Annotated in this window: 23 protein-coding genes and 1 pseudogene; 12 read left to right on the top strand and 12 right to left on the bottom strand. The window is 66.7% G+C overall.

Annotated features, from left to right (window positions below; all coding sequences use genetic code 11):
- The first annotated feature begins 113 nt into the window (after positions 1-113).
- Positions 114-281, top strand: coding sequence for a DUF3117 domain-containing protein (locus ACZY0B_RS09205; RefSeq protein ID WP_003406247.1), 168 nt, complete (start codon positions 114-116; stop codon positions 279-281).
- A 26-nt stretch (positions 282-307) separates the two neighbouring features.
- Here ACZY0B_RS09205 and glgA read toward each other — a convergent pair whose 3' ends face one another.
- Positions 308-1,471, bottom strand: coding sequence for a glycogen synthase (glgA, locus tag ACZY0B_RS09210; protein ID WP_463763784.1), 1,164 nt, complete (start codon positions 1,469-1,471; stop codon positions 308-310).
- Between the two features lie 213 nt (positions 1,472-1,684).
- Here glgA and glgC point away from each other — a divergent pair, with 213 nt between their 5' ends.
- A complete protein-coding gene (gene glgC, locus ACZY0B_RS09215; protein ID WP_463763785.1) occupies positions 1,685-2,899 on the top strand; it encodes a glucose-1-phosphate adenylyltransferase in 1,215 nt (404 codons plus the stop codon).
- A gap of 10 nt (positions 2,900-2,909) precedes the next feature.
- Here glgC and ACZY0B_RS09220 read toward each other — a convergent pair whose 3' ends face one another.
- From ACZY0B_RS09220 to ACZY0B_RS09245, 6 genes are all read right to left on the bottom strand, one after another.
- Positions 2,910-4,598 (bottom strand): CocE/NonD family hydrolase, encoded by a 1,689-nt coding sequence (locus ACZY0B_RS09220; protein WP_463763786.1) that lies wholly within the window; start codon positions 4,596-4,598, stop codon positions 2,910-2,912.
- Between the two features lie 29 nt (positions 4,599-4,627).
- The gene (locus ACZY0B_RS09225; RefSeq protein WP_463763787.1) at positions 4,628-5,302 is read right to left on the bottom strand and encodes a methyltransferase family protein; all 675 of its coding nucleotides are present in this window, start codon (positions 5,300-5,302) and stop codon (positions 4,628-4,630) included.
- Positions 5,299-6,930 carry an ABC transporter permease gene (locus ACZY0B_RS09230; protein ID WP_463763788.1) on the bottom strand — a complete coding sequence of 544 codons (1,632 nt, stop codon included), beginning with the start codon at positions 6,928-6,930 and terminating at the stop codon, positions 5,299-5,301. The genes ACZY0B_RS09225 and ACZY0B_RS09230 overlap by 4 nt, the downstream gene beginning before the upstream one ends.
- Positions 6,930-7,850 carry an ABC transporter ATP-binding protein gene (locus tag ACZY0B_RS09235; protein ID WP_463763789.1) on the bottom strand — a complete coding sequence of 307 codons (921 nt, stop codon included), beginning with the start codon at positions 7,848-7,850 and terminating at the stop codon, positions 6,930-6,932. The genes ACZY0B_RS09230 and ACZY0B_RS09235 overlap by 1 nt, the downstream gene beginning before the upstream one ends.
- Positions 7,840-8,478, bottom strand: coding sequence for a TetR/AcrR family transcriptional regulator (locus tag ACZY0B_RS09240; protein ID WP_463763790.1), 639 nt, complete (start codon positions 8,476-8,478; stop codon positions 7,840-7,842). Before ACZY0B_RS09240 ends, ACZY0B_RS09235 begins: the two co-directional genes overlap by 11 nt.
- 152 nt (positions 8,479-8,630) lie before the next feature.
- Positions 8,631-9,299: an O-methyltransferase gene (locus ACZY0B_RS09245; protein WP_463763791.1), complete on the bottom strand. Its 669-nt coding sequence runs from the start codon at positions 9,297-9,299 to the stop codon at positions 8,631-8,633.
- 202 nt (positions 9,300-9,501) lie between these two features.
- Between ACZY0B_RS09245 and sigE the strand changes: the two genes are divergently transcribed.
- The 4 genes from sigE to tatB all read left to right on the top strand — a co-directional run bounded on the left by sigE (position 9,502) and on the right by tatB (position 12,858).
- A complete protein-coding gene (gene sigE / locus ACZY0B_RS09250; protein WP_463763792.1) occupies positions 9,502-10,257 on the top strand; it encodes an RNA polymerase sigma factor SigE in 756 nt (251 codons plus the stop codon).
- Between the two features lie 120 nt (positions 10,258-10,377).
- On the top strand, positions 10,378-10,773 hold the full coding sequence (rseA, locus tag ACZY0B_RS09255; protein ID WP_463763793.1) for an anti-sigma E factor RseA: 396 nt from the start codon (positions 10,378-10,380) through the stop codon (positions 10,771-10,773).
- A gap of 159 nt (positions 10,774-10,932) precedes the next feature.
- Positions 10,933-12,447 (top strand): serine protease HtrA, encoded by a 1,515-nt coding sequence (gene htrA, locus ACZY0B_RS09260; protein WP_463763794.1) that lies wholly within the window; start codon positions 10,933-10,935, stop codon positions 12,445-12,447.
- Complete coding sequence (tatB, locus tag ACZY0B_RS09265; RefSeq protein ID WP_463763795.1) at positions 12,448-12,858, top strand: Sec-independent protein translocase protein TatB; 411 nt, start codon at positions 12,448-12,450, stop codon at positions 12,856-12,858. It begins immediately after the preceding gene.
- An 8-nt stretch (positions 12,859-12,866) separates the two neighbouring features.
- On the opposite strand, the gene ACZY0B_RS09270 is transcribed toward tatB, so the two are convergent.
- The 5 genes and pseudogenes from ACZY0B_RS09270 to ACZY0B_RS09290 all read right to left on the bottom strand — a co-directional run bounded on the left by ACZY0B_RS09270 (position 12,867) and on the right by ACZY0B_RS09290 (position 17,932).
- Positions 12,867-14,024 (bottom strand): Mrp/NBP35 family ATP-binding protein, encoded by a 1,158-nt coding sequence (locus ACZY0B_RS09270; protein ID WP_463763796.1) that lies wholly within the window; start codon positions 14,022-14,024, stop codon positions 12,867-12,869.
- 45 nt (positions 14,025-14,069) lie between these two features.
- The gene (locus ACZY0B_RS09275) at positions 14,070-15,299 is read right to left on the bottom strand and encodes a lytic transglycosylase domain-containing protein (protein ID WP_463763797.1); all 1,230 of its coding nucleotides are present in this window, start codon (positions 15,297-15,299) and stop codon (positions 14,070-14,072) included.
- Positions 15,300-15,483: 184 nt separating this feature from the next.
- The gene (locus ACZY0B_RS09280; protein ID WP_463763798.1) at positions 15,484-15,993 is read right to left on the bottom strand and encodes a DUF1003 domain-containing protein; all 510 of its coding nucleotides are present in this window, start codon (positions 15,991-15,993) and stop codon (positions 15,484-15,486) included.
- Positions 15,992-17,300, bottom strand: a pseudogene (locus tag ACZY0B_RS09285) (magnesium transporter MgtE N-terminal domain-containing protein); the annotation flags it as partial. The gene ACZY0B_RS09280 and the pseudogene ACZY0B_RS09285, both read right to left, overlap by 2 nt.
- A 59-nt stretch (positions 17,301-17,359) precedes the next feature.
- Positions 17,360-17,932, bottom strand: a complete 573-nt coding sequence (locus ACZY0B_RS09290; protein ID WP_463763799.1) for a DUF4190 domain-containing protein — start codon at positions 17,930-17,932, stop codon at positions 17,360-17,362.
- Positions 17,933-18,018: 86 nt separating this feature from the next.
- Between ACZY0B_RS09290 and ACZY0B_RS09295 the strand changes: the two genes are divergently transcribed.
- Genes ACZY0B_RS09295 through ACZY0B_RS09320 form a run of 6 tightly spaced genes read left to right on the top strand, consistent with a single transcriptional unit; the run spans position 18,019 to position 23,549 of the window.
- Positions 18,019-18,546, top strand: a complete 528-nt coding sequence (locus ACZY0B_RS09295; RefSeq protein ID WP_463763800.1) for a YflT domain-containing protein — start codon at positions 18,019-18,021, stop codon at positions 18,544-18,546.
- Positions 18,547-18,561: 15 nt separating this feature from the next.
- Positions 18,562-19,974 (top strand): extracellular solute-binding protein, encoded by a 1,413-nt coding sequence (locus tag ACZY0B_RS09300; protein ID WP_463763801.1) that lies wholly within the window; start codon positions 18,562-18,564, stop codon positions 19,972-19,974.
- Between the two features lie 49 nt (positions 19,975-20,023).
- Positions 20,024-20,926, top strand: a complete 903-nt coding sequence (locus ACZY0B_RS09305; protein WP_463763802.1) for a carbohydrate ABC transporter permease — start codon at positions 20,024-20,026, stop codon at positions 20,924-20,926.
- On the top strand, positions 20,916-21,755 hold the full coding sequence (locus tag ACZY0B_RS09310; RefSeq protein ID WP_463763803.1) for a carbohydrate ABC transporter permease: 840 nt from the start codon (positions 20,916-20,918) through the stop codon (positions 21,753-21,755). The genes ACZY0B_RS09305 and ACZY0B_RS09310 overlap by 11 nt, the downstream gene beginning before the upstream one ends.
- Positions 21,756-21,759: 4 nt before the next feature.
- Positions 21,760-22,941: an ABC transporter ATP-binding protein gene (locus ACZY0B_RS09315; protein ID WP_463763804.1), complete on the top strand. Its 1,182-nt coding sequence runs from the start codon at positions 21,760-21,762 to the stop codon at positions 22,939-22,941.
- Entirely contained in the window at positions 22,938-23,549 is a 612-nt protein-coding gene (locus tag ACZY0B_RS09320; protein ID WP_463763805.1) for a suppressor of fused domain protein, read from the top strand. Before ACZY0B_RS09315 ends, ACZY0B_RS09320 begins: the two co-directional genes overlap by 4 nt.
- Positions 23,550-23,558: the final 9 nt, after the last annotated feature.

Here is a 23,558-nt window from a genome sequence, read left to right on the forward strand (position 1 = left end):
GGAGTGATTTGGCAGTTCAATGTCGGGTATGGCTGGAAATCTGCTGGCGGGGCTAGCTCGCCGCCGTCCAGGCTCGCGAGGACGAGTCAACTCGAATCTGGAGGGAGCACTCGATGGCGGCGATGAAGCCCCGGACCGGAGACGGTCCTCTGGAAGCAACTAAGGAGGGGCGCGGCATCGTAATGCGGGTACCACTTGAAGGTGGTGGTCGCCTCGTCGTCGAGTTAACACCCGACGAAGCCGCTGCTCTGGGCGACGAACTCAAGGGCGTCACCAGCTAAGTCCGCCGCACCGAAGGTGTCGGCGACTACGAACACACCTTCCGGTAGATCTCCAGCGTCTGCTCCGCGACGTGCGCCCAGGAGAAATCCTCGATGCAGCGCTGGCGTCCGGCGCTACCGTAGCGCTCGGCTTTCGCCGGGTCCGCGACGAGTTCATTGACCGCTTTTGCCAATCCCATCTGATATCCGATTGGGTCGTCAGCGTCGTAATGCACCAGCGAGCCGGTGACTCCGTCGATGACCACCTCCGGTATGCCGCCAACATCGGAGGCCACCACCGCGGTTGCGCAGGCCATCGCCTCCAGGTTCACAATGCCTAGCGGCTCGTACACGGACGAGCACACGAAAACTGTCGCCGCCGAAAGTATTTCGCGCAATTCACCGACGGGTAGCATCTCCCGGATCCAGAACACCCCCGTGCGGGTGCGGGCGAGTTCTTCCACCGCGGCGCGTATTTCGTCGGCGATTTCCGGGGTATCGGGAGCGCCTGCGCACAGCACCAATTGCACGTCCGGGCCGAAGTGGTGCGCGGCAGCCACCAGATGGCCGACGCCCTTCTGCCGGGTGATCCGCCCGACGAATGCCACCATCGGCCGATTCGGATCAACTCCCAGCTCGGCCAGCACCGACCCGGTGTTCGTCGGCCCGGCCGGATACCACACGTCGCTGTCGACCCCGTTGCGGATGACATGCACCTGGCTCGGATCCAGCGTGGGGTAGACCCGCAGCACGTCCTCGCGCATACCGGCGCTCACCGCGATGACGGCGTCGGCCGCCAGCACCGCGGTGCGCTCCACCCACGTCGACACCCGGTAGCCGCCGCCGAGTTGTTCGGCCTTCCACGGCCGCAGCGGTTCCAGCGAGTGCGCGGTCAGAATGTGGGGAATGTCGTAGAGCAACGCGGTCAGGTGCCCGGCCATGCCGGTGTACCAGGTGTGCGAGTGCACGACCGTGGCCTGGAATGCGGCATCGGCCATCATCAGATCCGCGGACAGGGTGGACAGCGCAGCGTTGGCATGCTGCAGCCGCGGGTCGGGCTGATGCGCGATGGCGCCCGGTCGGGGTGCACCCATGCAGTGCACGTCGACCGTGCACAGACGGCGCAGTTGCGCGACGAGCTCGGTCACGTGGACGCCGGCTCCGCCGTAGACGTCCGGTGGGTACTCCCGAGTCATCATCGCCACCCGCATACTTCGCACCGTAGTTCGGTTGCGACGCCGCCCGCGAGTCGGATGGAAAAGCGGCTGGTGAATTCGGCGCCGACACCGCCGCGCTCCGGGCGGCGCGATGCATTACGGTGAGCGGCGCAGCGACCGTGCCAAATACCTTGACGGACAGCCCGTCAGAACGGCCGGGGGGATTCCCCCTGGCAGCGGTTCGCGACGGCCGATAGGTTTGGAGCCATGAGGGAAGCACCACAGGTGCTGGGCATCGTCCTGGCCGGCGGTGAGGGCAAGCGGCTGTATCCGCTGACCGCGGACCGGGCCAAGCCCGCAGTTCCCTTCGGCGGTGCCTATCGGCTGATCGACTTCGTGCTTTCCAACCTCGTCAATGCGCGCTATCTGAGGATCTGCGTTCTCACGCAATACAAGTCGCATTCACTTGACCGTCACATTTCGCAGAACTGGCGGTTGTCCGGTCTAGCCGGCGAGTACATCACCCCGGTACCGGCGCAGCAGCGCCTCGGCCCGCGCTGGTACACCGGCTCCGCCGACGCGATCTATCAGTCCCTCAACCTGATTTACGACGAAGACCCCGACTACATAGTGGTTTTCGGCGCCGACCACGTGTATCGGATGGACCCCGAGCAGATGGTCCAGTTCCACATCGACAGCGGGGCCGGTGCGACCGTGGCCGGCATCCGGGTGCCGCGCAACGAGGCCAGCGCGTTCGGTTGTATCGACTCCGACGAGTCCGGCCAAATCCGGAGCTTCGTCGAGAAGCCGCTGGAGCCGCCGGGCACGCCCGACGACCCGGACACGACATTCGTCTCGATGGGCAACTACATCTTCACCACCAAGGTGCTCGTCGACGCGATTCGTGCCGACGCCGACGACGACCACTCCGATCACGACATGGGTGGTGACATCGTTCCGCGGCTGGTGGGCGATGGGATGGCCGCGGTGTACGACTTCAACGACAACGAGGTGCCCGGCGCCACCGACCGCGATCGGGCCTACTGGCGCGACGTCGGGACGCTGGACGCGTTTTACGACGCGCACATGGACCTGGTGTCGGTGCACCCGGTCTTCAATCTGTACAACCGGCGCTGGCCTATTCGCGGCGCGACCGAGAATCTGGCGCCGGCGAAGTTCGTCAACGGCGGCTCCGCCCAGGAGTCGGTGGTCGGCGCGGGCAGCATCATCTCGGCGGCCTCGGTGCGCAACTCGGTGCTGTCGTCGAACGTGGTGGTCGATGACGGAGCGATCGTCGAGGGCAGTGTGATCATGCCGGGCGCCCGGGTCGGCCGTGGCGCGGTGGTACGCCACGCGATCCTGGACAAGAACGTCGTGATCGGGCCCGGCGAAATGGTCGGGGTGGATCTGGAAAAGGACCGTGAACGCTTCGCGATCAGCGCCGGCGGCGTGGTCGCGGTGGGCAAGGGCGTCTGGGTGTAGGCCGGCCCTGCTAGCCGGCGATCTCCGGAATCAGCAGATGCGCGTCGTAGCCTGGACCCCAGTGCAGGGTGACTCGACCGCGTGGCGAATTGCGGTACGCGGCGGGGAGCTGACCGGTGAACGGATTGCGCCGCGACAACCAGCGTCCGGCGACCACAAGTCGCAATTGCTCGCCGGCCCGGAACAACGTCGCCGAAGGGCCCAGCGCCACATCGACCGGTACGACTACGCCGGCAGACAGCGGTTGCTGCGGCCCGGTGCATGTCGGGACCGGTTCCCACGGCTGCGAGAGCTCGGGATCCAATGCGCGCAGCGAGACCCGCTGCCAGCCGGTGCTGACCCGGTCGCGGCCGTAACCGTAGGACCCCTCGAATTCGACGAACCGTCCGGCGTGCCACTTCTCCACGCCGAGGAACAGGTTCGCATCGTCGCAGCCGTCCAGTTCGAGCCACAGCCGGGCAGCCATCGGACCGGTCAGTTCGATGTCTGCCGGGACCGTCCAGCTGAATGCCGCTGCGTTGGAGGCGGTTTCGAACTCAATACTGCCGGCCCGCGTGGGCGGATCGGGCGCCAGAATTCCGGCGCTCGCGAGATAGATTGGCCGCCAACGGGTCCGGGCGAGCGGCCATTCGGCTTCCTCGCGCACCGCGGTGACGGTGTCGCGGTCCTCGCGCACTTCGAGGCGCACGCTGCGGGATTCGGCGGCGCCGTCCAGTACGCCGCGAAAGAAGTTGAGCTGTTCGGTCAGCGCGGCCTCGGAGTAGAACGTCGCCCATTTGCCGCTTCGATGGGTGTACAGGCGGGCGTGGGCGGAGCCGGCGCGCGTGAACGCGCGGATCGAACCGCGGCTGTGCAGGTTGTTGTCCGAGAAGCTGCCGCAGACCAGCATGGGAACGTTGATGGCCGACAGGTCGGGCGCAAGTGAGCGCCAGAAGTCGTCGCGCAGTTGATGTTTGTCCTGCATCGGCCCGAGGGTGTAGCTCTGCCGGGTATCGCGACGCACATTGCGCGACCACAACCGGGTGAAGCCGAGTTCGCGAACACCGCCGGGAAAGGTGAGGTCGCGATACGCGTCGGTCCAGCCCTCCCAGGGACAGATCGCCCGCAGCGCCGGCGGCTGCAGAGCAGCGACGGCGTACTGGGTGATGGCCAGGTATGAGACACCGAGCATGACAACGTTTCCGTCACACCATCGCTGATCGGCGATCCACTGCACCAGGTCGTAGGTGTCCTCGCCTTCCTGTCGCGAAAGCAGCTTTCCGGTGCCCTCGGAATGGCCGCAGCCGCGCGCGTCGGCATTCACCACGGTGAAGCCTTGCGCGGTCCACCAGGCCGGGTCCGGGGCCTCCCAGCCGGTCAGGGCAGAAAACGTCACCGGTTTCGGCTGGCGCAGAACGCGGTACTGCACCGAGAACGTCCACCTCCCGCGCCGCCGCCGCGGGAGGTTGTCCTTGCCGTAGGGATGGATGCTCAGGATGACCGGCCGGGCCGGCTTATCGGCCTTCCGAAACACGTTGATCCGCAACACCGTTCCATCGCGTGTTGGGACGTTGACATCGCGCTCGAGGATGATGTCGGCGGGTGGATCGGTGACGGTCACCGGAGGTCTGGCGACGCCGCGAATCCGGTCTAGCGCGTACCGGAAGGCGCCGGAACGTCGCCACGGCTGATCCAGCGCAGGTGCCAGGGTTCGGGCCACAGCACACCCTAAGGCGTTTTTGCTCGGCTCTACCAGACGAAGGGCATCAACCGGTAGCGCACGTGCTGCGCATACTCGCGGTAGCCGGCCAATTCCTGGGTGAGCATCGCTTCCTCGTCGCCGATACGGACGACAAGTGCCGCCACACCCGGGAGGACGAACAAAAGCCCCCAGTACGAGCCCAGTGCCAGGGGGACACCGACCATCATGATCACGTTTCCGACATACATCGGGTGCCGGACCAACGTGTAGACGCCGCTGGAAACCACCCTTTGGGCTGACTCCACCGTGACCGTGGGGGCGGCATAACCGTTCTGGACTATGACCAGCATTGCGATACCGAGCCCAGCCGCTACCAGAACATCGCCGAGCAGGCACACCGACGCGGTCGGGTGCGACCAGCCCACCCGATGGTCATACGCGCTGAACGCCAACATCCCCACAAGGGTCAGAAACGCGCCGAAGATGACGATCTTCTGCACGATTCTGGTCTCAGCTGTCGGCCCTGCATGCATACGACGCTGCAGCGCGGCCGGGTTCGTCCGGGCTATGTACATGCTGGGAAAGATCGTCGCCACCGTGGCGGTGACGATGAAAGCCCATGCCTGCCAATAGTCGAGCGTGCCGGCCGGTAAGAACAGCAGCAAGCTCAATATGGCCAGCCCGAACACCGACGATGCCGTCGCGCGGACACCGGTGTTCACGAGCGCAGATCACGACGTCGGAATGCCATGGCGCCCAACGTGATCAATGCCGCATCGACCGCCAGCAGCGACAGCAGGGGCACCGCTGTGAAGTCGCCGCCGACCCGCGGAACATGCGCGAAGGGTTCGAGGTCCAGCACCCACTGCGGGAAACCCGCAAGCGAACCGATCAGGTACAAGGCGATGAACCCGATCAGTACGCCCCACGCCACCGGTGTGAACCGTGGCGCGAGACCGAACAATCCGACCGTCACGGCCGATGCCAGCCAGACGGCCGGCAACTGTACGGCCGCGGTGCCTACCACGTCCGCCAACTTGCCGCCGACGTCGCCTGCGGCGACGCCGTAGACGAGCCCGCCCGTTACCCCGGCGAGCAGCATCGCCACCGCGGAGCCGAGCAGCGCGGCCGCCAAATGGCTTGCCAACCAACGGGTTCGCGATACCGCCCCGGCCAGTGTCGTCTCGGCTCGCAGGCCGGCTTCTTCCTGGTGCAGCCGCAGCGTGAGCGAGATGGCGAAGGCGGAAGCCACCATGCCCATCATCGCGAATACCACCGCGAGGAAGGCCTCCTCCAAAGCGGTGGTGCCGCCCATCCGCGCGACGATGTCGCGCGCCACGCCGTCGCCGATCTGGTCGCCGATGCCCTGCGCGACGCTTCCCATCACCAGGCCATAAAGGCACAGGCCCACCGTCCACAGCAGCAGCGCGCCGCGATCCAGCCGCCACGCCAAACCGAAGACGTTGCTCAATCCCGCCGCGGCGTGGGGTGGGCCGGCACGCTCGGCGACGAGCCCGGCACCGACGTCGCGCCCGGCGAGCAGCCGATACGCCACGGCGGTGAGGACGGCGGCGGCGGCCAGATGCAGTAGCAGCACCCACCCGTGATCACCCGCGTAGGGCCGCACCTGCAGCGACCACCCCAGCGGCGAAAACCAGGACAGCGTGCCAGAGCTGGCATCACCGATGGCGCGCAGCGTGAACGCGGCCGCCAGCACGGAGAAGGCGGCGCCGCGGGCGAACCGTGCGCTCGCCGAAAGCTGCGCGGTCACGGCGGCCACCGCCGTGAACACCACCCCGGAGCCGGCCAGTGCGGCGCCGAACGCCAGCGATCCGCCTTGCGGGACCTTGGTGGTGAGCAATCCCGCCGCGCCGATCGCGCCGGTGGCAATCGAGGCGCCGAACGAGAGGATCAGCGCCGCGGTGAGGCTGGAATACCGTCCGACCCCGGTCGAGTCCACCAATTCGGTCCGGCCGCTTTCCTCGTCGGCGCGGGTGTGCCGGATCACCGTGAGAATGACGGCGACCGCGATCAGCACGTGGAACATTCCGGCCTTCCAAATACCAACCGCGCCAAGGCTGTCGTTGTAGACCTGCCCGTAGAGGGCGCGCTGTGCCGGGCTGGCCATGATCGACGCCGCGAACCCGGCGCGGGCGGCTTGGGTGGGGTAGACCTTCTCGATGCTTCCGACGTAGACCGTCGCCAACGGCAATGACAGCAGCAATATCCACAACGGCATTGAGACCCGGTCGCGGCGCAGATAGAGCCGCAACATTCGCACCGTCCCGGTGAAGTTTGAATTTCGTCGCGGAGCAACGTATTTCGTGCGATCCAGGGTTGGGGTGCTCATTACGCTGAGACCTTCTTCCCGCTACGCCCGGTGTCGTAGTGACGCAGGAAGAGCTCCTCGAGCGTCGGCGGCTGGCTGATCAGGCTGCGCACGCCGGCGTCGCCCAGCACCCGGATGAGTTCCCCGAGGCTTTCGCTGTCGACCTGGGCCCGCAGCGTGTTGCCGTCGACACTGACGTCCTCGACTCCCTTGATTCGGGTGAGATCGCCGGGATCGCCGGTCATTTCGGCCTTGATGGAGGTGCGGCTGAGATGCCGCATCGAGTCCAGCGAACCGCTCTCGATGGTTTTGCCGGCCCGGATGATGGTCACCGTTTGGCACAGCGTTTCCGTTTCGGCAAGGATGTGGCTGGACAGCAAGACCGTCACGCCACGGTCGCGGGCCTCGGCGACGCACTGCTGAAAAACGTTCTCCATCAATGGGTCCAACCCGCTGCTGGGCTCGTCCAGCAGCAGCAGGCTGGCCTGCGACGAGAAGGCCGAGATCAGCGAGACCTTTTGCCGGTTGCCCTTGGAATAGGTGCGCGACTTCTTTGTCGGGTCGAGGTCGAAGCGCTCGATCAGCTCGGCGCGACGCGCGCCGTCGATGCCGCCGCGCATGCGGCCCAGCAGATCGATGGTCTCGCCGCCGGACAGTGACGGCCAGAGCGTGACATCTCCCGGCACATAAGCGATTTGGCGATGTAGTTCGACGGCGTCGGTCCACGGGTCACCGCCCAGCAGCCGCACGCTTCCACCGTCGGCTTTTACCAAGCCCAACAGGACGCGGATAGTGGTGGACTTTCCGGCGCCGTTGGGGCCCAGAAAGCCGTGTACTTCACCTTGACGCACCGTCAGATCGAGGCCGTCGAGTGCCCGCACCGCACCGAAGTTCTTGGTGAGGTTGCGAATTTCGATGGGCGCGTCGTGGTCAACTGCCATGGGATTCTCCTTGATCTTCTGCGGCCAGGAATGCGTCGTACATGGTCCTGTCGGTCATCAGGCCTTCGGTATAGATCTCGAGGGCGGGCAGCACCATATCGCGGGCGTAGTCACGAAGGACTGCCCGCAAATCTGTTGGGGTTTCGTGCATTTGCAGGTAGAGCAGAAAGCCGCCACCGCCGGTGATGCCCAGATATTTGGCCCGGGCTTGGGGATCGCGACTGGGCTTGATCGTCCCGGCGCGCACGCCTTCTTCCATGTACGCGTACGCGTTGTCGATCATTCTGCGCCACAGCATGTTCGCAAGCTCGCCACCGGTCTGCATGCTGCGCACCAGGTAAGCCATCAGCGGTGCGTAACCCTCGATCTCGGCCATCTGCGCGAACCAGGTCGCCGGGTCGTTGGAGCGCAGCGCCTCTGACTTGCTGCTGTAGATCTCTGCGGCGATGTAGTCCTCGCAGGCCTTGCGCAGGCCTTCCTTGGAGCCGAAGTGATGAATGACCAGCGCTGCGCTGACGCCGGCGGCCTCCGCGATGGTGCGCAGCCCGACGCCGAAGCCGTGCTGGCCGAATTGCTCGATCGCGGCATCGCGAATCCGGGCGACGGCGGTCAGGTCGGCTGAACGCATGTTCAGTACATTAAACGCACGTTCAGCCGAAGGTCAAGGGGACACCCCGTAAGGGATACGTAAAAGAAATCTGCGCGATGCTGGGCAGAACCGCGTGCGGTCACCTCGGCGACAGCACTACCGCGGTGGGCTCGTGCGGGGTGCCCGGTCGGCTAGTCGCGGACCGCGGCCAAGACGCCGTCGCCGAGCGGCACCAGCGCGGGCGTCAGCCGCTCATCCTCGGCGATCAGTCGGGCCGCTTCCCGGACCGCGACCACCTCGGCGTCGCGCGCTGCGGGATCACCAGCCCGCCCGCCCAGCGCCGAGCCGTGCACGACGATGATCCCGCCGGATCGAAGCAACCGCACGCCCTCGACGACGTAATCGGGCTGGTCGATCGGGTCGGCGTCGACGAACACCAGGTCATAGGACTCGTCGGCGAGGCGAGTGAGGACCTCTTGAGCGCGCCCGCTGATCAGCCGGGTGCGCGACGGGCCGATGCCGGCCTCGGTGAAGGCCAGTTTGGCCATCCGCAGATACTCGGGCTCGATGTCGATCGTGGTCAGCACACCGTCGTCGCTCATCCCCGACAGCAACCAGAGGCCGCTGACCCCGGCGCCGGTTCCCACTTCCGCGACCGCCTTGCCGCCGCTGAGCTTGGTCAGCAGGCTCAGCAGTGCGCCGACCGCGGGTGTGACCGCCCGGGCACCGATGTCGACGGAGCGCTCACGGGCGCCCGCCAGGATCGCGTCCTCTGATATCGATCCCTCGGCGTGCGCGGAGAGCGATTCGGCCCGACTGGGAGCCGCCTGGCCGGGGGTTTCTTCCTCGGTGCCGTCCATGCCCGCAGCGTATTCCATGCCGGGGCGCGGTACGGCAGGCGCGCCTGGGCCGGCCCCTTTCCGACACGCCCGGACCGGCCGACGCGGCCCAAGTCACTCCGCGACGGGTTTACCCTGCTTATGCCAGGTAACGAAATGATTTCTCAGCCAAACCTCAGATTGCTCCTATATCGCGCATACGCCGATACGCGACGGTGTCCGTATGGAACGTGGAGGACGTTGGACGGGGAATACAGATTGGCAACTTCGTGTTGCGGCGGATGACGAACTGTCATTACTCGGCAGGGCAACTTCTTCGGAGGATTCGATCAACACCACTCTCTTAAGCCCGAGCACTATGCCTCACGCTCAGGAATGCCCGGACGACGAATGGGTCGAGCCGGCGGATGGGCTGCAGGGCACAGCCGTATTCGACGCGACCGGGGACAAGACCACGATGCCGTCCTGGGACGAGCTGGTGCGTCAGCACGCCGACCGGGTGTACCGGCTGGCCTACCGGCTGTCGGGTAACCAGCAAGATGCCGAGGACCTGACCCAAGAGACCTTCATCCGGGTCTTCCGGTCGGTGCAGAACTATCAGCCCGGCACCTTCGAGGGCTGGCTGCACCGCATCACCACGAATCTGTTCCTCGACATGGTGCGCCGGCGCGCGCGCATCCGGATGGAAGCGTTGCCGGAGGATTACGACCGGGTGCCGGCCGACGAGCCCAACCCCGAGCAGATCTACCACGACGCGCACCTGGGGCCCGACCTGCAGGCCGCGCTGGATTCGCTGCCGCCGGAGTTTCGTGCCGCGGTGGTGCTGTGCGACATCGAAGGCCTGTCCTACGAGGAGATCGGCGCCACGCTGGGCGTCAAACTGGGCACCGTTCGCAGCCGGATACACCGCGGACGTCAGGCGCTGCGCGACTACCTGGCCGCGCACTCCGAACCGGAAGCCCACGCCAAATCGGCCTAGGCCGGTTTCGCCCCCCGGCCTCACGCGCCGATAATCATGCGATTTCGCGGGATGCATAGCGGTGCTCGGCACGTTGTCGCGCTACATTCGAGGGGTACGTGGCAGCGAAAGGAACTGGTGATGGCCGACCGGGGACATGTGTTCCGTCGTGCGTTCTCCTGGCTCCCCGCGCAGTTCGCCTCCCAGAGTGATGCCCCGGTGGGCGCCCCGCGGCAATTCGGTTCGACCGAGCATCTGTCCATCGAGGCGATCGCCGCATTTGTCGACGGTGAGCTGCGGATGAATGCCCACTTGCGGGCTGCCCATCACCTCTCGTTGTGCCCGCAATGCGCGGCCGAAGTCGACGACCAGAGCCGGGCGCGCAGTGCGCTGCGTGACTCCCATCCCATCCGCATTCCCAGCACGCTGCTAGGGATGCTGTCGCAGATTCCGCACTACCCGCGCGATGACACGCCATCGCAGGCACCCGACGGTTTCGCTGATCGCGACGTGCGCGACCAGCGTAAGCGCCGGTAGCAGCCGGGCTGCCGCCAGCTCGTGCGTTCAAGCCGACCGATCAGCAACCGTGGATACTAGGGTGGACACGAACAACGCCGTGCCTGGTGCTTGCCCTGGACAGGGGCCCTGCGCGAGGCCCGTTTCGAGCACTCAAGTAGCGGATTCAAAAGGGGTAACGTGACCTCCGACCAGGGCAACGACAGCGGCAACAACGGAGGCAACCGCCTGGCGCCGCGCCCCATTTCCCGGCCACCGGTCGACCCCGCCTCGCGTCAAGCGTTCAGTCGCCCGGACGGGCAGCAGGGGTCTTTCGTCGCGGAGCGGGTGCGTCCGTCGAAGTACCGCGAAGAAGGCGAGTTCAATCCGCACGATCAACGCCGCGACCCGGTGCTGGAGGAGGCGTTCAGCAAGCCGGTCGGCGGCGGCGAGTCACTGCAGCGCCACCCCGTCGACGCCAGCGCGCTGGCCGCCGAACAGAACGGCTTCGACGAGGACGAGTCCGACGATCCATGGCGCGACCCGGGGGCCGCGGCGGCGCTGGGAAGTCCGGCCGTTGCCCACGCCACGTCGCACACTCCGTCGGGATATGGCGGCAAGCTCGGCGTGCGCGACGTCCTCTTCGGTCGGAAGGTGTCCTACCTCGCGCTGGCCGTCCTGCTCGCCATCGCGCTGGTCATCGGCGCCGTCGGCGGGCTGATCGGTCGCAAGACGGCCGAGGTCGTCGACGCCTTCACCACCTCGAAGGTGACGCTGTCGACCAACGGCAACACCGAAGAGCCGGCGGGCCGCTTCGCCAAAGTTGCGGCCACTACCGCCAATTCGGTGGTGACCATCGAGTCGAAGAGCGAGCAGGAAGGCATGCAGGGCTCCGGCGTCGTCATCGACGGGCGCGGCTACATCGTCACCAACAACCACGTGATCTCCGAGGCCGCCAACAACCCCAGCCAGTTCAAGACGACCGTGGTGTTCAACGACGGTAAGGAAGTGCCCGCCAACCTGGTGGGCCGCGACCCCAAGACCGACCTGGCTGTGCTCAAGGTCGACAACGTCGACAACCTGAGCGTGGCGCGGCTCGGCGACTCCGACAAGGTTCGCGTCGGCGACGAGGTGATCGCGGCGGGTGCGCCGTTGGGGCTGCGCAGCACCGTGACGCACGGCATCATCAGCGCGTTGCACCGCCCGGTCCCGCTGTCGGGGGAGGGATCTGACACCGACACCGTCATCGACGCCCTCCAGACGGACGCCTCGATCAACCACGGCAACTCCGGTGGCCCGCTGATCGACATGGATTCTCAGGTGATCGGCATCGACACCGCAGGAAAGTCGTTGTCCGACAGCGCAAGTGGGCTGGGCTTCGCGATCCCGGTCAACGAGGTCAAGTCGGTGGCACAGACTCTGATCAAGGACGGAAAGATCGTGCACCCGACGCTCGGCGTCAGCACCCGGTCGGTGAGCAACTCGATCGCCGCCGGCGCCCAGGTCGCCAACGTGAAGGCCGGCAGTCCGGCGCAAAAGGGCGGAATCCTGGAGAACGACGTCATCGTCAAGGTCGGTACCCGCAAGGTCGCCGATTCCGACGAGTTCGTCGTCGCCGTGCGACAGCTGACGATCGGGCAGGACTCTCCGATCGAGGTGGTCCGCGATGGCCGCAACGTCACCCTGACCGTCAAACCCGACCCCGACAACGGGTAGATGTTCGGGAACCTCAGCTGGGAGCACATCCTGGTCCTCGTGGTGGTCGGGCTGGTGATCCTTGGGCCGGAGCGGCTTCCGGGTGCGATCCGCTGGACGTCGACCTCGCTTCGGCAGGCGCGTGACTACCTGAGTGGCATGACCAGCCAACTGCGCCAGGATCTGGGGCCCGAGTTCGACGACCTGCGTGCCCCCCTCAGCGAACTGCAGAAACTGCGGGGGATGACGCCGCGCGCGGCACTGACCAAGCACCTGCTGGACGGCGACGATTCATTCCTCACCGGCAATTTCGAGCGGCCGGTCAATGGAACTCCGCCGCTGCCGTCGGCCGAGTCGTCGGGGCCGAACGGGAACCCGGCGTTTGGGGCCCCACAGCACGGCCCGGCGCCGTTCGACAGCGACGCGACCTGAGCGGTTTTCTAACGCCGGGTGGGGTCGAGCCCCAGCGACACGCCTGCCAATCCACGCTTTCGCGACGACAGCTTGTCGGCGATGCTGCGCAGTTCCTTGCCCACCGGCGAATCGGGCGCGCTCAGCACGATCGGCACGCCCGAATCGCCGGCCGCGACCAACGCCGGGTCCAGCGGGATCTGCCCGAGCAGCGGCACGTCGGCGCCCACCGCGCGGGAGAGCCGCTCGGCGACCTGCTCGCCGCCGCCCTCGCCGAACACCTGCAGGGTTGAGCCGTCCGGCAGCACGAGCCCGGACATGTTCTCGACGACGCCGACGATGCGCTGGCGGGTTTGCAGCGCGATGCTGCCGGCTCGCTCGGCGACCTCGGCGGCGGCCAGCTGCGGCGTGGTCACGACCAGGATTTCCGCGTTGGGGATCAGCTGCGCCACCGAGATGGCGATGTCGCCGGTCCCGGGCGGCAGATCGAGCAGCAACACGTCCAGATCGCCCCAGTACACGTCGGCCAGGAACTGCTGCAACGCCCGGTGCAGCATCGGCCCGCGCCACACCACCGGGGTGTTGCCCTCGGTGAACTGGGCGATCGAGATGACCTTCACCTCGTGCGCGATCGGCGGCAGGATCATCGACTCCACCTGGGTGGGCCGGTCGGTGGTGCCCATCATTCGTGGGATGGAGTGCCCATGAATGTCGGCATCGAGCACACCGACCGACAGGCCACGGGCCGCCATCGAGGCGGCCAGGTTGACCGTGACGCTGGACTTGCCGACGCCGCCCTTGCCGGACGCAACCGCGTAGACCCGGGTCAGTGAGCTGGGCTGGGCGAACGGGATGACCGGCTCGCGAGCGTCGCCGCGCAACTGCTTGCGCAGCTCGGTGCGCTGCTCGTCGTTCATCACGTCCAGGCTGACTTTCACCGCGCCGGTGCCGGGTACGTCGGCGACGGCCTGGCTGACGCGCTCACTGATTTCGGCCTTTTTCGGGCAGGCGTCGGTGGTCAGGTAGATCTCGACGTGCACGCCGCCTTGCGCGTCGACGTCGATGCTTTTGACCATCCCGAGTTCGGTGATGGGCCGCCGCAATTCGGGGTCGATCACCTTGCCCAGTGCGGCGCGGATAGCAGCATTGCGGTCGTCTTGCGAATCGGGGGCGTCATGACCAGACATCACCGCCGAGTGTAGGCGGCTCGGCTTTCGACCTGTTGGCAGGCGTCAGCCGGGCGGCGCCGGTGCCGGCGCCGGCGGCTGGGCGGCGTTCGGTGGCGGCGGGGGGGCCAGCGGTGCAAACGGCTGCGGCATGCCGGGTGCACCCGGCGGCGGGGTTTGCGAGTTGATGCAGATCACGGTGCACCCGGGCATGTGCCCCTGCGACGCCGGCGGGTTGGGCGGCGTCATCCAGGGGAACATCGGCTGCGACGGGCTGGCCTGCTGAGGCTGGCCGGTCAGGTCGATCAGCGGCATCCGCGCCATCGGGTCGTCCTGGGGCAGGCCGATCATGTTTATCGGCAGGCCGGGTCCGAGCCCCTCCGGATGCTCGTCATGTGCATTGCCGAGCGGGGGTGGCGGGCCGGTGATCGGGGGCAGGTCGACCGGGACCACGCCGGTGGCGTAGGCCGCGGCCCAGCCCAGCACGTTCTGTGCGTAGGCCGCCGAGTTGTTGTAGCGCAGGATCGCGGCCATGACCTGTGCCGGGTCGCGCAGGTTCAGCCCGCCGCTGCAGAGGTAGCGGGCCGCCGTCAGCGTGGAGTCGAACAGGTTCTGCGGGTCGGCGATGCCGTCGCCGTCGCCGTCGGCGGCGTAGCGGGCCCAGGTGCCGGGCAAGAACTGCATCGGCCCCATCGCGCGGGCGTAGGTGACGCGATTGCCGGCGCTGCTGGAGATGATCACCTCGTTGCCGGGCAGCGTGCCGTCCAGCGCGGGACCGTAGATCGGGTTGACCGCGGTGCCGCGCGCGTCGACGGCTCCGCCGCCGGCGTGGCCGGACTCGATGCGCCCGATGCCGGCCAGCAAGTTCCAGCTGACGCCGCAGGCGGGGTCGAAGACTGCCATCTTCTGTTCGGCATTGCGGTAGGCGGACAGCGCCATCATCGGAATGCCCAGCGCGCCAGGCGTATTCACCACCCTCGGTGGTGGCGGTGCCGATGCCGCGCCCGCCGCGACGTGGAAGGCCGTCGGCGCCCGGTCGATGGCGATGACCACCGGCCCGGACAGGTCGGGGACGGTCGGGGACACGGCGGCGACCGGGGTAATGACCGCATGCACCGACGGGATGGGGCTCTTTCCGTGTCCGTGTAGCGGCTCAGGCGTGGCGCCGACGGCACCCGCGAACACCAGCGGACTGATCACCGCCACGCTGAATGCCTGTGCCCGAGTTACCGGAAGCCCCCGCTTCCGCACCGCCGCGACGGCCGGGTGTGCACCCAAGCGACCCCCTATGCGCACTCCACCGTCCTAATTATTTGGGCCGTCAGAAACTCTGTGAGCTGGCCGTCAGAAACCCTGTGAGCTGCCGGAAACCTCTTCTTAGCATCGTGAACTAGATCACCATACATAACTCTTGTGACGGGAGTGGCGCAATGGCGGATCCGGTATTCACGGGGATCTCTTAGTGCTGTGCACCGTGGCGTCAGCGGCGCACCGGGGGCTCCTCCGCCGGGATGTGCACGTCCGGACCGGTCAGCAAGGCGCGCAGTTCGTCCAGCTCGTCGCGCAGGTATTCGCGGGTGACGACCTCGCCGATGGCCAATCGCAGGGCGGCCAGCTCACGGGACAAGTACTCGGTGTCGGCCTTGGTCTGTGCGGCGCGACGACGATCTTCTTCGAGTGTGACCCGGTCCCGATTCTCTTGACGGTTCTGAGCCAGCAGGATCAGCGGCGCGGCGTAGGCGGCCTGCGTGGAGAAGGCCAGATTCAGCAGAATGAACGGGTACGGGTCGAAGCGCCATTCGATCGCGATCAGGTTTATCGCGATCCACACGATCACGATGAGGGTCTGTATCAGCAGGTAGCGGCCGGTGCCGAAGAAGCGCGCGATGGCCTCGGTGCTTTGCCCGACCGTCTCGGGGTCGAATCGCACTGAGATCCCGCGCGATGTCCGCGGGGTGTACAGCCGCCGCGGTGCCGTCGGTTTGGTCACGAGGCCCCCTCGGTTGCTTCGGCGCGTCCGATGCCGGCGCTCACCTCTTGGGCGTGGGCGCGCCAGTCGTGCGGCAGTAGGTGATCGAGCAGGTCGTCCACGGTGACCGCCCCCAGCAGGTGGCTTGCGGCGTCGACGACGGGTCCACATACCAGGTTGTAGGCGGCGAAGTAGCGGGTCACGGCGGTCAGTGTGGTCTCCGGGGTCAGGGTGAGCAGGTCGCTGTCGACGATCCCGCCGATCAGCTCGCTCGGCGGCTCGCGAAGCAGCCGCTGCAGCGGTACGCAGCCCAGGTACCGCCCGGTGGGCGTGGCCGTCGGCGGTCGCGTCACGAACACCATCGACGACAGTGCGGGGGTGAGGTCGGGATTGCGGACCAGTGCCAGGGCCTCGGCAACCGTCGTGTCCGCGGTGAGCACCACCGGATCGGAGGTCATCAACCCGCCCGCGGTGTCCGGGGAGTGCTTCAAAAGCCGACGCACCGGGGCGGATTCGTCGGGGTCCATCCGGGCCAGCAACAGCTCGGCGTCCGTCGGATTCAGCTCGCCGAGCAGGTCGGCGGCATCGTCGGGGTCCATCTCCTCCAGCACGTCGGCCGCGCGTTCGGTGCCCAGCTGCGACAGCGCATCGGCCTGCTCCGACTCGGGCAACTCCTGCAGGACGTCGGCCAACCGCTCGTCGGTCAGGGCCCTGAACACCTCAGTGCGTCGCTTGGCCGGCAGCCCGCGGATGACGTCCGCCACGTCGACCGCGCGGCGCCCCTCGAATTGGCCGAGCAGTTGTGCCACCGCCTGACCCGGCATCGCCAACGCCGACGGTGTCAACCCGTGCACGCTTTGCCAGTCGACCACATGGGCCGGCCCGCGCCGTCCCAGGCGACGCTGGCTGCGCACGGCGATCCTGGTCACCAGCCAGTCGCGGGTCCGGGACTGCTCGATGCCCAGGTCGGTGATCACCACCTCGCGGCCGACCAACTCCGGTAGTTCGGGGTCGTTGATCGTGACCGGAGTGTCGAGTATCTGGCCGATTGCCAGCACCTCGCCCGGACGCTGTCCGAAGTGGCGCAGGGACACGCTCCCCGTGTTGAGTGTCACCGCGTCGGGCTCGATGGCGGCGACCCGCAGAATCGGGATGAAGATGCTGCGCCGGGTCGCCAAATCGACAACCAGCCCAAGCACCCGCGGTTGCTGGCGAACGATGCTGATGTTGATCACGACATCGCGGACGCGCCCGAAGTTTTCGCCCATTGGCCCCAACACCAACATCCGCGCCAGCCGCGCGACGTACACCCTGTTGACCGATGCCATGGGAGAGAGCCTAGGCAGCCAGTCGCGTGATGGCAGCGAACCGGCTCGGGCGAGCCCCGCTAACGGGAATGCACCGCAAAAATCATCACGATCAGAGTCACGATCAAGGTCGCGATGCCGATCACGATGCCGGCGACGGCCAGGCCGTAACCGTCTTGCCGCGTCCGCTTGATCTGGTCGATCGCGATCGTGCCCAGCACAATGGCCGCGATCCCGCCGATGCAGCAGAACAAGCCGGTGAACGACGCGATCAGCGACGCGATCGCCATTGGGTTCGTCCCGGGCGCCGTGACGTCTTGGGACCAGTAATCGCCCGGGTAATCCGGCGCCGGGTAGTAGCCGCCGGGATACGGCGCAGCGCCGTAGCCGGGTGGCGAGCCGTATTGCGGCGGGCCCGGCGGGTAGGGCGGGCCGCCGTGGCCGGGCGGCTGCTGGTACCCGAAGGGCGGGGTGCCCGATGGGTAGTCGAGCGGAACGCCGGGCGGCGGGTAAGGGGAGGGCGGATAGTCGGCTGGTGGTGGTGATGCCGGGGAATCCCAGGGGGCTGCCCAACCCGGCCGCTCAGGGTGCTGCGCAGCGGCCGAGTGCGGATCAGCGGCGTCCTCGCCGCTGGCACCGCCGGGAGCTGTCATGTACTTCAACCTAGCCTGCAGGCTGCCTAGATAGGGTGGGAGGGCCGAGGTGAAACTATGGCCGCGGCGGAGGAGAATGAGCCGAAATGACTAGTCCTTTCCAACCTAACCAAGTCCCCGGCGCGACGCCCACGGGCGGGGCCTCCGGGCGGCGGGGTGTGCCGCAGTTGCCGACCCCGCCCAAGGGCTGGCCGGTGGGCTCTTATCCCACCTATGCCGAGGCGCAACGCTCCGTCGACTTCCTGTCCGAGCAGCAGTTCCCGGTGCAGCAGGTGACCATCGTCGGCGTCGACCTGATGCAGGTGGAACGGGTTACCGGCCGGCTGACGTGGCCCAAGGTGCTCGGCGGTGGCGTGCTCAGCGGGGCCTGGCTCGGGCTGTTCATCGGGTTGGTGCTCGGCTTCTTCAGCCCCAGCCCGTGGGGTGCGCTGGCGACGGGTTTGGTCGCCGGGGTGTTCTTCGGCTTGATCACGTCCGCTGTCCCGTACGCAATGGCGCGCGGCACAAGGGATTTCAGTTCGACCATGCAATTGGTCGCCGGCCGTTACGACGTACTCTGCGATCCGCAGAACGCAGAGAAGGCTCGGGATTTGCTTGCGCGCCTGGCGATCTGACGGCCGGATGAATTGGTGGTGAGTCGCCGAGCACGCGTGCGCCGAGCAGGCGCGGTCGTGCTGGCGATTCTTACCACTGTTTCGCTGCTGTCGGCCTGTGGGTCGGCCAACACCGGGCTGGTGATCACCTTCTACTCACCGGCCGCCGACGGCGCCACGTTCGCCGAAGTCGCCCGGCGCTGCAGCCAAGACTCCGGCGGCCGATACACCGTGCAGCACGTCAGCCTTCCCAGAGCCCCTGGCGCACAACGGCTGCAATACGGCCGCCGGCTTGCCGGTCATGATCACACGCTGGACGTGATGTCGCTGGACGTGATCTGGACCGCGGAGTTCGCCGAAGCGGGCTGGGTGCTGCCGCTGTCCGACGACCCGGCCGGACGGGCGGAGGCCGACGCCATCGTCGACACCCTGCCGGGCCCGCTTGCGACCGCCGGCTGGAAGCACAAGCTGTACGCCGCGCCCATCACCACCAACACCCAATTGCTTTGGTACCGATCAGATTTGGTGCATCAGCCGCCGCACGACTGGAATGGCATGGTCGCCGAGGCGACCCGCTTGCACGCCACCGGCCAGCCCAGCTGGATCGCCGTGCAGGCCAATCAGGGCGAGGGTTTGGTGGTGTGGTTCAACACGCTGCTGGTCAGCGCCGGCGGCCAGGTGCTCTCCGAAGACGGCCAGCACGTCACCCTGACCGACACGCCCGCACACCGGGCCGCCACCGTCAACGCGCTGCGGATTCTCAAGTCGGTCGCCACCGCGCCGGGAGCCGACCCGTCGATCACCCGCACCGACGAGAGCACGGCGCGACTGGCGGTCGAACAGGGCCGAGCAGCACTCGAAGTCAACTGGCCGTTTGTGCTGGCGTCGATGCTGGAGAACGCGGTCAAGGGCGGTGTGAACTTCCTTCCGCTCAACCAGAATCCGGACCTGGCCGGCAGCATCAACCAGTTCGGCACTTTCGTGCCCAACGACGAGCAGTTCCGCATCGCGTATCAGGCCGCCCAGAAGGTGTTCGGCTTCGCGCCTTACCCCGGTGTGGTGCCGGGCCGGCCGGCCAAGGTGACGATCGGAGGGCTGAACCTGGCGGTGGCCAGCACGACACGCCATAAAGCCGAAGCCTTCGAAGCGATCAGATGCCTACGCAGCCTGCAGAATCAGAAGTACATCTCGATCGAAGGCGGTCTGCCCGCAGTGCGGACGTCGCTGTACTCCGACCCGCAATTCCAGGTCAAGTACCCGATGTACACCATCATTCGCCAGCAGCTGACCGATGCCGCGGTGCGTCCCGCGACGCCGGCATACCAGGCGGTGGGGATCCGGCTGGCGACGACGTTGAGCCCCATCACCGAGATCGACCCGGAGCGCACGGCCGACGAACTCACCACGCAGGTGCAGAAGGCCATCGACGGGAAGGGGCTTTTGCCGTGACCCGCGCCAGCGACGATGCAGAGCGAAGCGATGAGGAGGAGTGGCGCTCATGACCCGCGCCGGCGTCCCCCGACTCTGGAACCGTCCGCCCGAGCAGCGCCTGGCCTTCATCCTGGTTGCGCCCGCGGCAACGCTGATGCTGGCGGTGACGGCCTATCCGATCGCCTACTCCATCTGGCTGAGCCTGCAGCGCAACAATTTAGCCACCCCGAACGACAGCAGATTCATCGGACTGGCCAATTACCAAACGATTCTGACCGACCGGTATTGGTGGACGGCGCTGGTGGTGACGCTGGCCATCACGGTGGTTTCGGTGTCGATCGAGTTCGTGCTCGGCCTGGCGCTGGCGCTGGTGATGCACCACACCCTGTTCGGCAGAGGCCTGGTTCGCACCGCGGTGCTGGTGCCGTACGGCATCGTCACGGTGGTCGCCTCCTACAGTTGGTATTACGCCTGGACGCCGGGCACCGGCTATCTGGCCAGCTTGCTGCCACAAGGCAGTGCGCCGCTGACCGAACAGATTCCGTCGTTGGGCATTGTCGTCATCGCCGAAGTCTGGAAGACGACGCCGTTCATGTCGCTACTGTTGCTCGCCGGATTGGCCTTGGTCCCAGAGGATTTACTGAAGGCCGCACAGGTCGACGGGGCCAGCGCCTGGCGGCGGCTGACCAGGATCATGCTGCCGATCATCAAGCCGGCGGTCGTGGTCGCGCTGCTATTCCGGACCCTGGACGCCTTCCGCATCTTCGACAACATCTACGTGCTGACCGAGGGCAACAACAACACCGGCTCGGTGTCGATCCTGGGCTACGACAACCTTTTCGAAGGCTTCGACGTCGGGCTGGGCTCGGCGATCAGCGTGCTGATCTTTCTTTGCGTGGGCGTCATCGCGCTGATCTTCGTCAAGGTGTTCGGCGCCGCGGCACCGGGTGGTGACGTCGATGGACGCTGAGTTGACGGTTGTACGGCGCACGGCGATGTGGGCCGTCATCAATACGCTGGTCGTGGTGTACGCCCTGCTGCCGGTGCTGTGGATTCTCAGCCTGTCGCTCAAGCCGACATCAACTGTCAAGGACGGCAAGCTGATTCCGTCGTCGGTGACACTGGAAAACTATCGCGGTATCTTCCGGGGTGACTTCTTCACCTCGGCGCTGATCAACTCCATCGGGATCGCGTTGATCGCCACCGGGATCGCGGTGCTGCTGGGCGCGATGGCGGCCTATGCGATCGCCCGGCTGAACTTTCCCGGCAAGCGGCTGCTGATTGGCTCCGCCTTGCTGATCACCATGTTTCCGGCGATCTCTCTGGTCACGCCGTTGTTCGAAATCGAACGCGCCGTGGGGCTTTTCGATACCTGGCCCGGACTCATCCTGCCCTACATCACCTTCGCCTTGCCCCTTGCCATCTACACGTTGTCTGCCTTTTTCCAGGAGATTCCCTGGGATCTGGAGAAGGCGGCCAAGATGGACGGCGCCACGCCGGCGCAGGCCTTCCGCAGGGTCATCGTCCCGCTGGCCGCGCCCGGACTGGTGACCGCGGCGATCCTGGTGTTCATATTCGCCTGGAACGACCTGCTGCTGGCGTTGTCGCTGACCGCCACCAAGGCGGCGATCACCGCGCCAGTGGCGATCGCGAATTTTCCGGGCAGTTCGCAATTCGAGGAACCGACCGGATCAATCGCGGCCGGTGCCATCGTGATTACGGTGCCGATCATCGTGTTTGTTCTAATCTTCCAACGACGGATTGTCGCCGGATTGACCTCCGGCGCCGTGAAGGGATAGCGCGATGGCCGAGATTGTGCTGGAGCACGTCAACAAGAGTTACCCCAACGGGCACACGGCGGTGCAGGACCTGAACCTCACCATCGCCGACGGCGAATTCCTGATCCTGGTGGGCCCTTCCGGCTGCGGCAAGACCACCACGCTGAATATGATTGCCGGACTTGAGGACATCTCGTCGGGTGAGTTGCGTATCGGCGGCGAGCGAGTCAACGAGAAGGCGCCGAAGGACCGCGACATCGCGATGGTGTTCCAGTCCTATGCGTTGTATCCGCACATGACGGTTCGGCAGAACATCGCCTTCCCCCTGACCCTGGCTAAGATGTCGAAGGCCGACATCGCGCAGAAGGTCGCCGAGACGGCCAAAATCCTTGACCTGACCGAACTTCTGGACCGCAAGCCCTCCCAGCTCTCCGGTGGGCAGCGCCAGCGGGTGGCGATGGGCCGGGCCATCGTGCGCCATCCCAAGGCGTTCCTGATGGACGAGCCGCTGTCCAACCTGGATGCCAAGCTGCGGGTGCAGATGCGCGGCGAGATCGCCCGGCTGCAGCGCCGGTTGGGCGCCACCACCGTCTACGTCACCCACGACCAGACCGAGGCGATGACGCTGGGTGACCGCGTTGTGGTGATGCACGGCGGTGTCGCGCAGCAGATCGGCACCCCGGGGGAGCTATACGAGCGTCCGGCGAATCTCTTCGTGGCGGGATTCATCGGGTCGCCTCCGATGAACTTCTTCCCCGGCACGCTGACGCCGAACGGTCTGACCCTGCCCTTCGGGGAGGTGATGCTGGCGCCGGAGGTCCAGGAGGTGATCGCCAGGCACCCGAAGCCGCAAAGCGTCATTGTCGGGGTGCGGCCCGAACATCTGCTGGATGCCGCCTTGATCGACGGATACCAGCGCATCACGGCGACGGCCTTCCAGGTCAAGGTCGACCTGGTCGAATCGCTCGGGGCCGACAAGTACGTGTATTTCGCCAGCGCGGGATGCGACGTCCATTCCGCGCGGCTCGACGAGCTGGCCGCCGAGTCGGAGGTGGCCGAAAACCAGTTTGTGGCGCGGGTTCCCGCCGAGTCGAAGGCCGTCATCGGCGAATCTGTCGAATTGGCTTTCGACACCGGGAAACTCGCCGTCTTCGACGCCGACTCCGGGGTCAACCTGACCATTGCCGGGGCGCAAGCAGCCCAGTGACACAAATCAGGGACCAGGTACGGGCGCACCTGCGCGACCACTTCGCCAAGGCGAGCGCGGGGGCGTGGGGCGAACCCGATTCGGCGAGCGTGACATTTCTGGGTACCGAACCCATCGAGGTGTTGAGATTCCGCGCCACAGACGGATTGGTGCAGTACGTGTCGGTGGGGTGTGCGCGCCATCCGATGGGCGATCCCACCGAAGTCGTCGTCGACCCGTTGCACGGCCCGCGCGCCGAAGTGGCACTGTGCCTGCGAGATCCCGGGCCGGCCACCGGAATCGCCCGCAGCCTGGCGATGCTGGCGGCCTCGCCGGCTGTCGACGGTGTGGTGCTGGGCCCTGACGCGCTGGTCGACCTCGGCTCGCCGCTATGGGCATGGCCGTCGCGACGGGTGCCGTTCACCGCTGTCCTGTTGGGCCACAGCGACATTCCGGACCTGCCGCTGGAGGCGCCGCGCGACCCGGTGGTGTTTCTGTCGGCGACTCCGATCACCGCGACCGAGGCGGCCTGGGTGCGGCTCAAGGGCGCCGAGGCCATGCGACAGGCCTGGGAGAGCGACGGCGTCGACGTGCTGGATCCGAATCGTCGGGCGGCACAACCGAACTGAGCTAGCGCC

The organism is Mycobacterium sp. IDUB_19 (assembly GCF_055419445.1).

Excerpts from the sequence above, each read along its gene's own strand:
- glgA (WP_463763784.1), bottom strand. The coding sequence starts at position 1,471 with ATGCGGGTGGCGATGATGACTCGGGAGTACCCACCGGACGTCTACGGC.
- ACZY0B_RS09295 (WP_463763800.1), top strand. The coding sequence starts at position 18,019 with ATGACTAGTCCTTTCCAACCTAACCAAGTCCCCGGCGCGACGCCCACG.
- ACZY0B_RS09230 (WP_463763788.1), bottom strand. The coding sequence starts at position 6,930 with ATGAGCACCCCAACCCTGGATCGCACGAAATACGTTGCTCCGCGACGA.
- sigE (WP_463763792.1), top strand. The coding sequence starts at position 9,502 with ATGGAACGTGGAGGACGTTGGACGGGGAATACAGATTGGCAACTTCGT.
- ACZY0B_RS09205 (WP_003406247.1), top strand. The coding sequence starts at position 114 with ATGGCGGCGATGAAGCCCCGGACCGGAGACGGTCCTCTGGAAGCAACT.
- ACZY0B_RS09245 (WP_463763791.1), bottom strand. The coding sequence starts at position 9,299 with ATGGACGGCACCGAGGAAGAAACCCCCGGCCAGGCGGCTCCCAGTCGG.
- glgC (WP_463763785.1), top strand. The coding sequence starts at position 1,685 with ATGAGGGAAGCACCACAGGTGCTGGGCATCGTCCTGGCCGGCGGTGAG.
- rseA (WP_463763793.1), top strand. The coding sequence starts at position 10,378 with ATGGCCGACCGGGGACATGTGTTCCGTCGTGCGTTCTCCTGGCTCCCC.
- ACZY0B_RS09305 (WP_463763802.1), top strand. The coding sequence starts at position 20,024 with ATGACCCGCGCCGGCGTCCCCCGACTCTGGAACCGTCCGCCCGAGCAG.
- ACZY0B_RS09310 (WP_463763803.1), top strand. The coding sequence starts at position 20,916 with ATGGACGCTGAGTTGACGGTTGTACGGCGCACGGCGATGTGGGCCGTC.
- ACZY0B_RS09235 (WP_463763789.1), bottom strand. The coding sequence starts at position 7,850 with ATGGCAGTTGACCACGACGCGCCCATCGAAATTCGCAACCTCACCAAG.
- ACZY0B_RS09240 (WP_463763790.1), bottom strand. The coding sequence starts at position 8,478 with ATGCGTTCAGCCGACCTGACCGCCGTCGCCCGGATTCGCGATGCCGCG.
- tatB (WP_463763795.1), top strand. The coding sequence starts at position 12,448 with ATGTTCGGGAACCTCAGCTGGGAGCACATCCTGGTCCTCGTGGTGGTC.
- ACZY0B_RS09290 (WP_463763799.1), bottom strand. The coding sequence starts at position 17,932 with ATGACAGCTCCCGGCGGTGCCAGCGGCGAGGACGCCGCTGATCCGCAC.
- ACZY0B_RS09270 (WP_463763796.1), bottom strand. The coding sequence starts at position 14,024 with ATGTCTGGTCATGACGCCCCCGATTCGCAAGACGACCGCAATGCTGCT.
- ACZY0B_RS09315 (WP_463763804.1), top strand. The coding sequence starts at position 21,760 with ATGGCCGAGATTGTGCTGGAGCACGTCAACAAGAGTTACCCCAACGGG.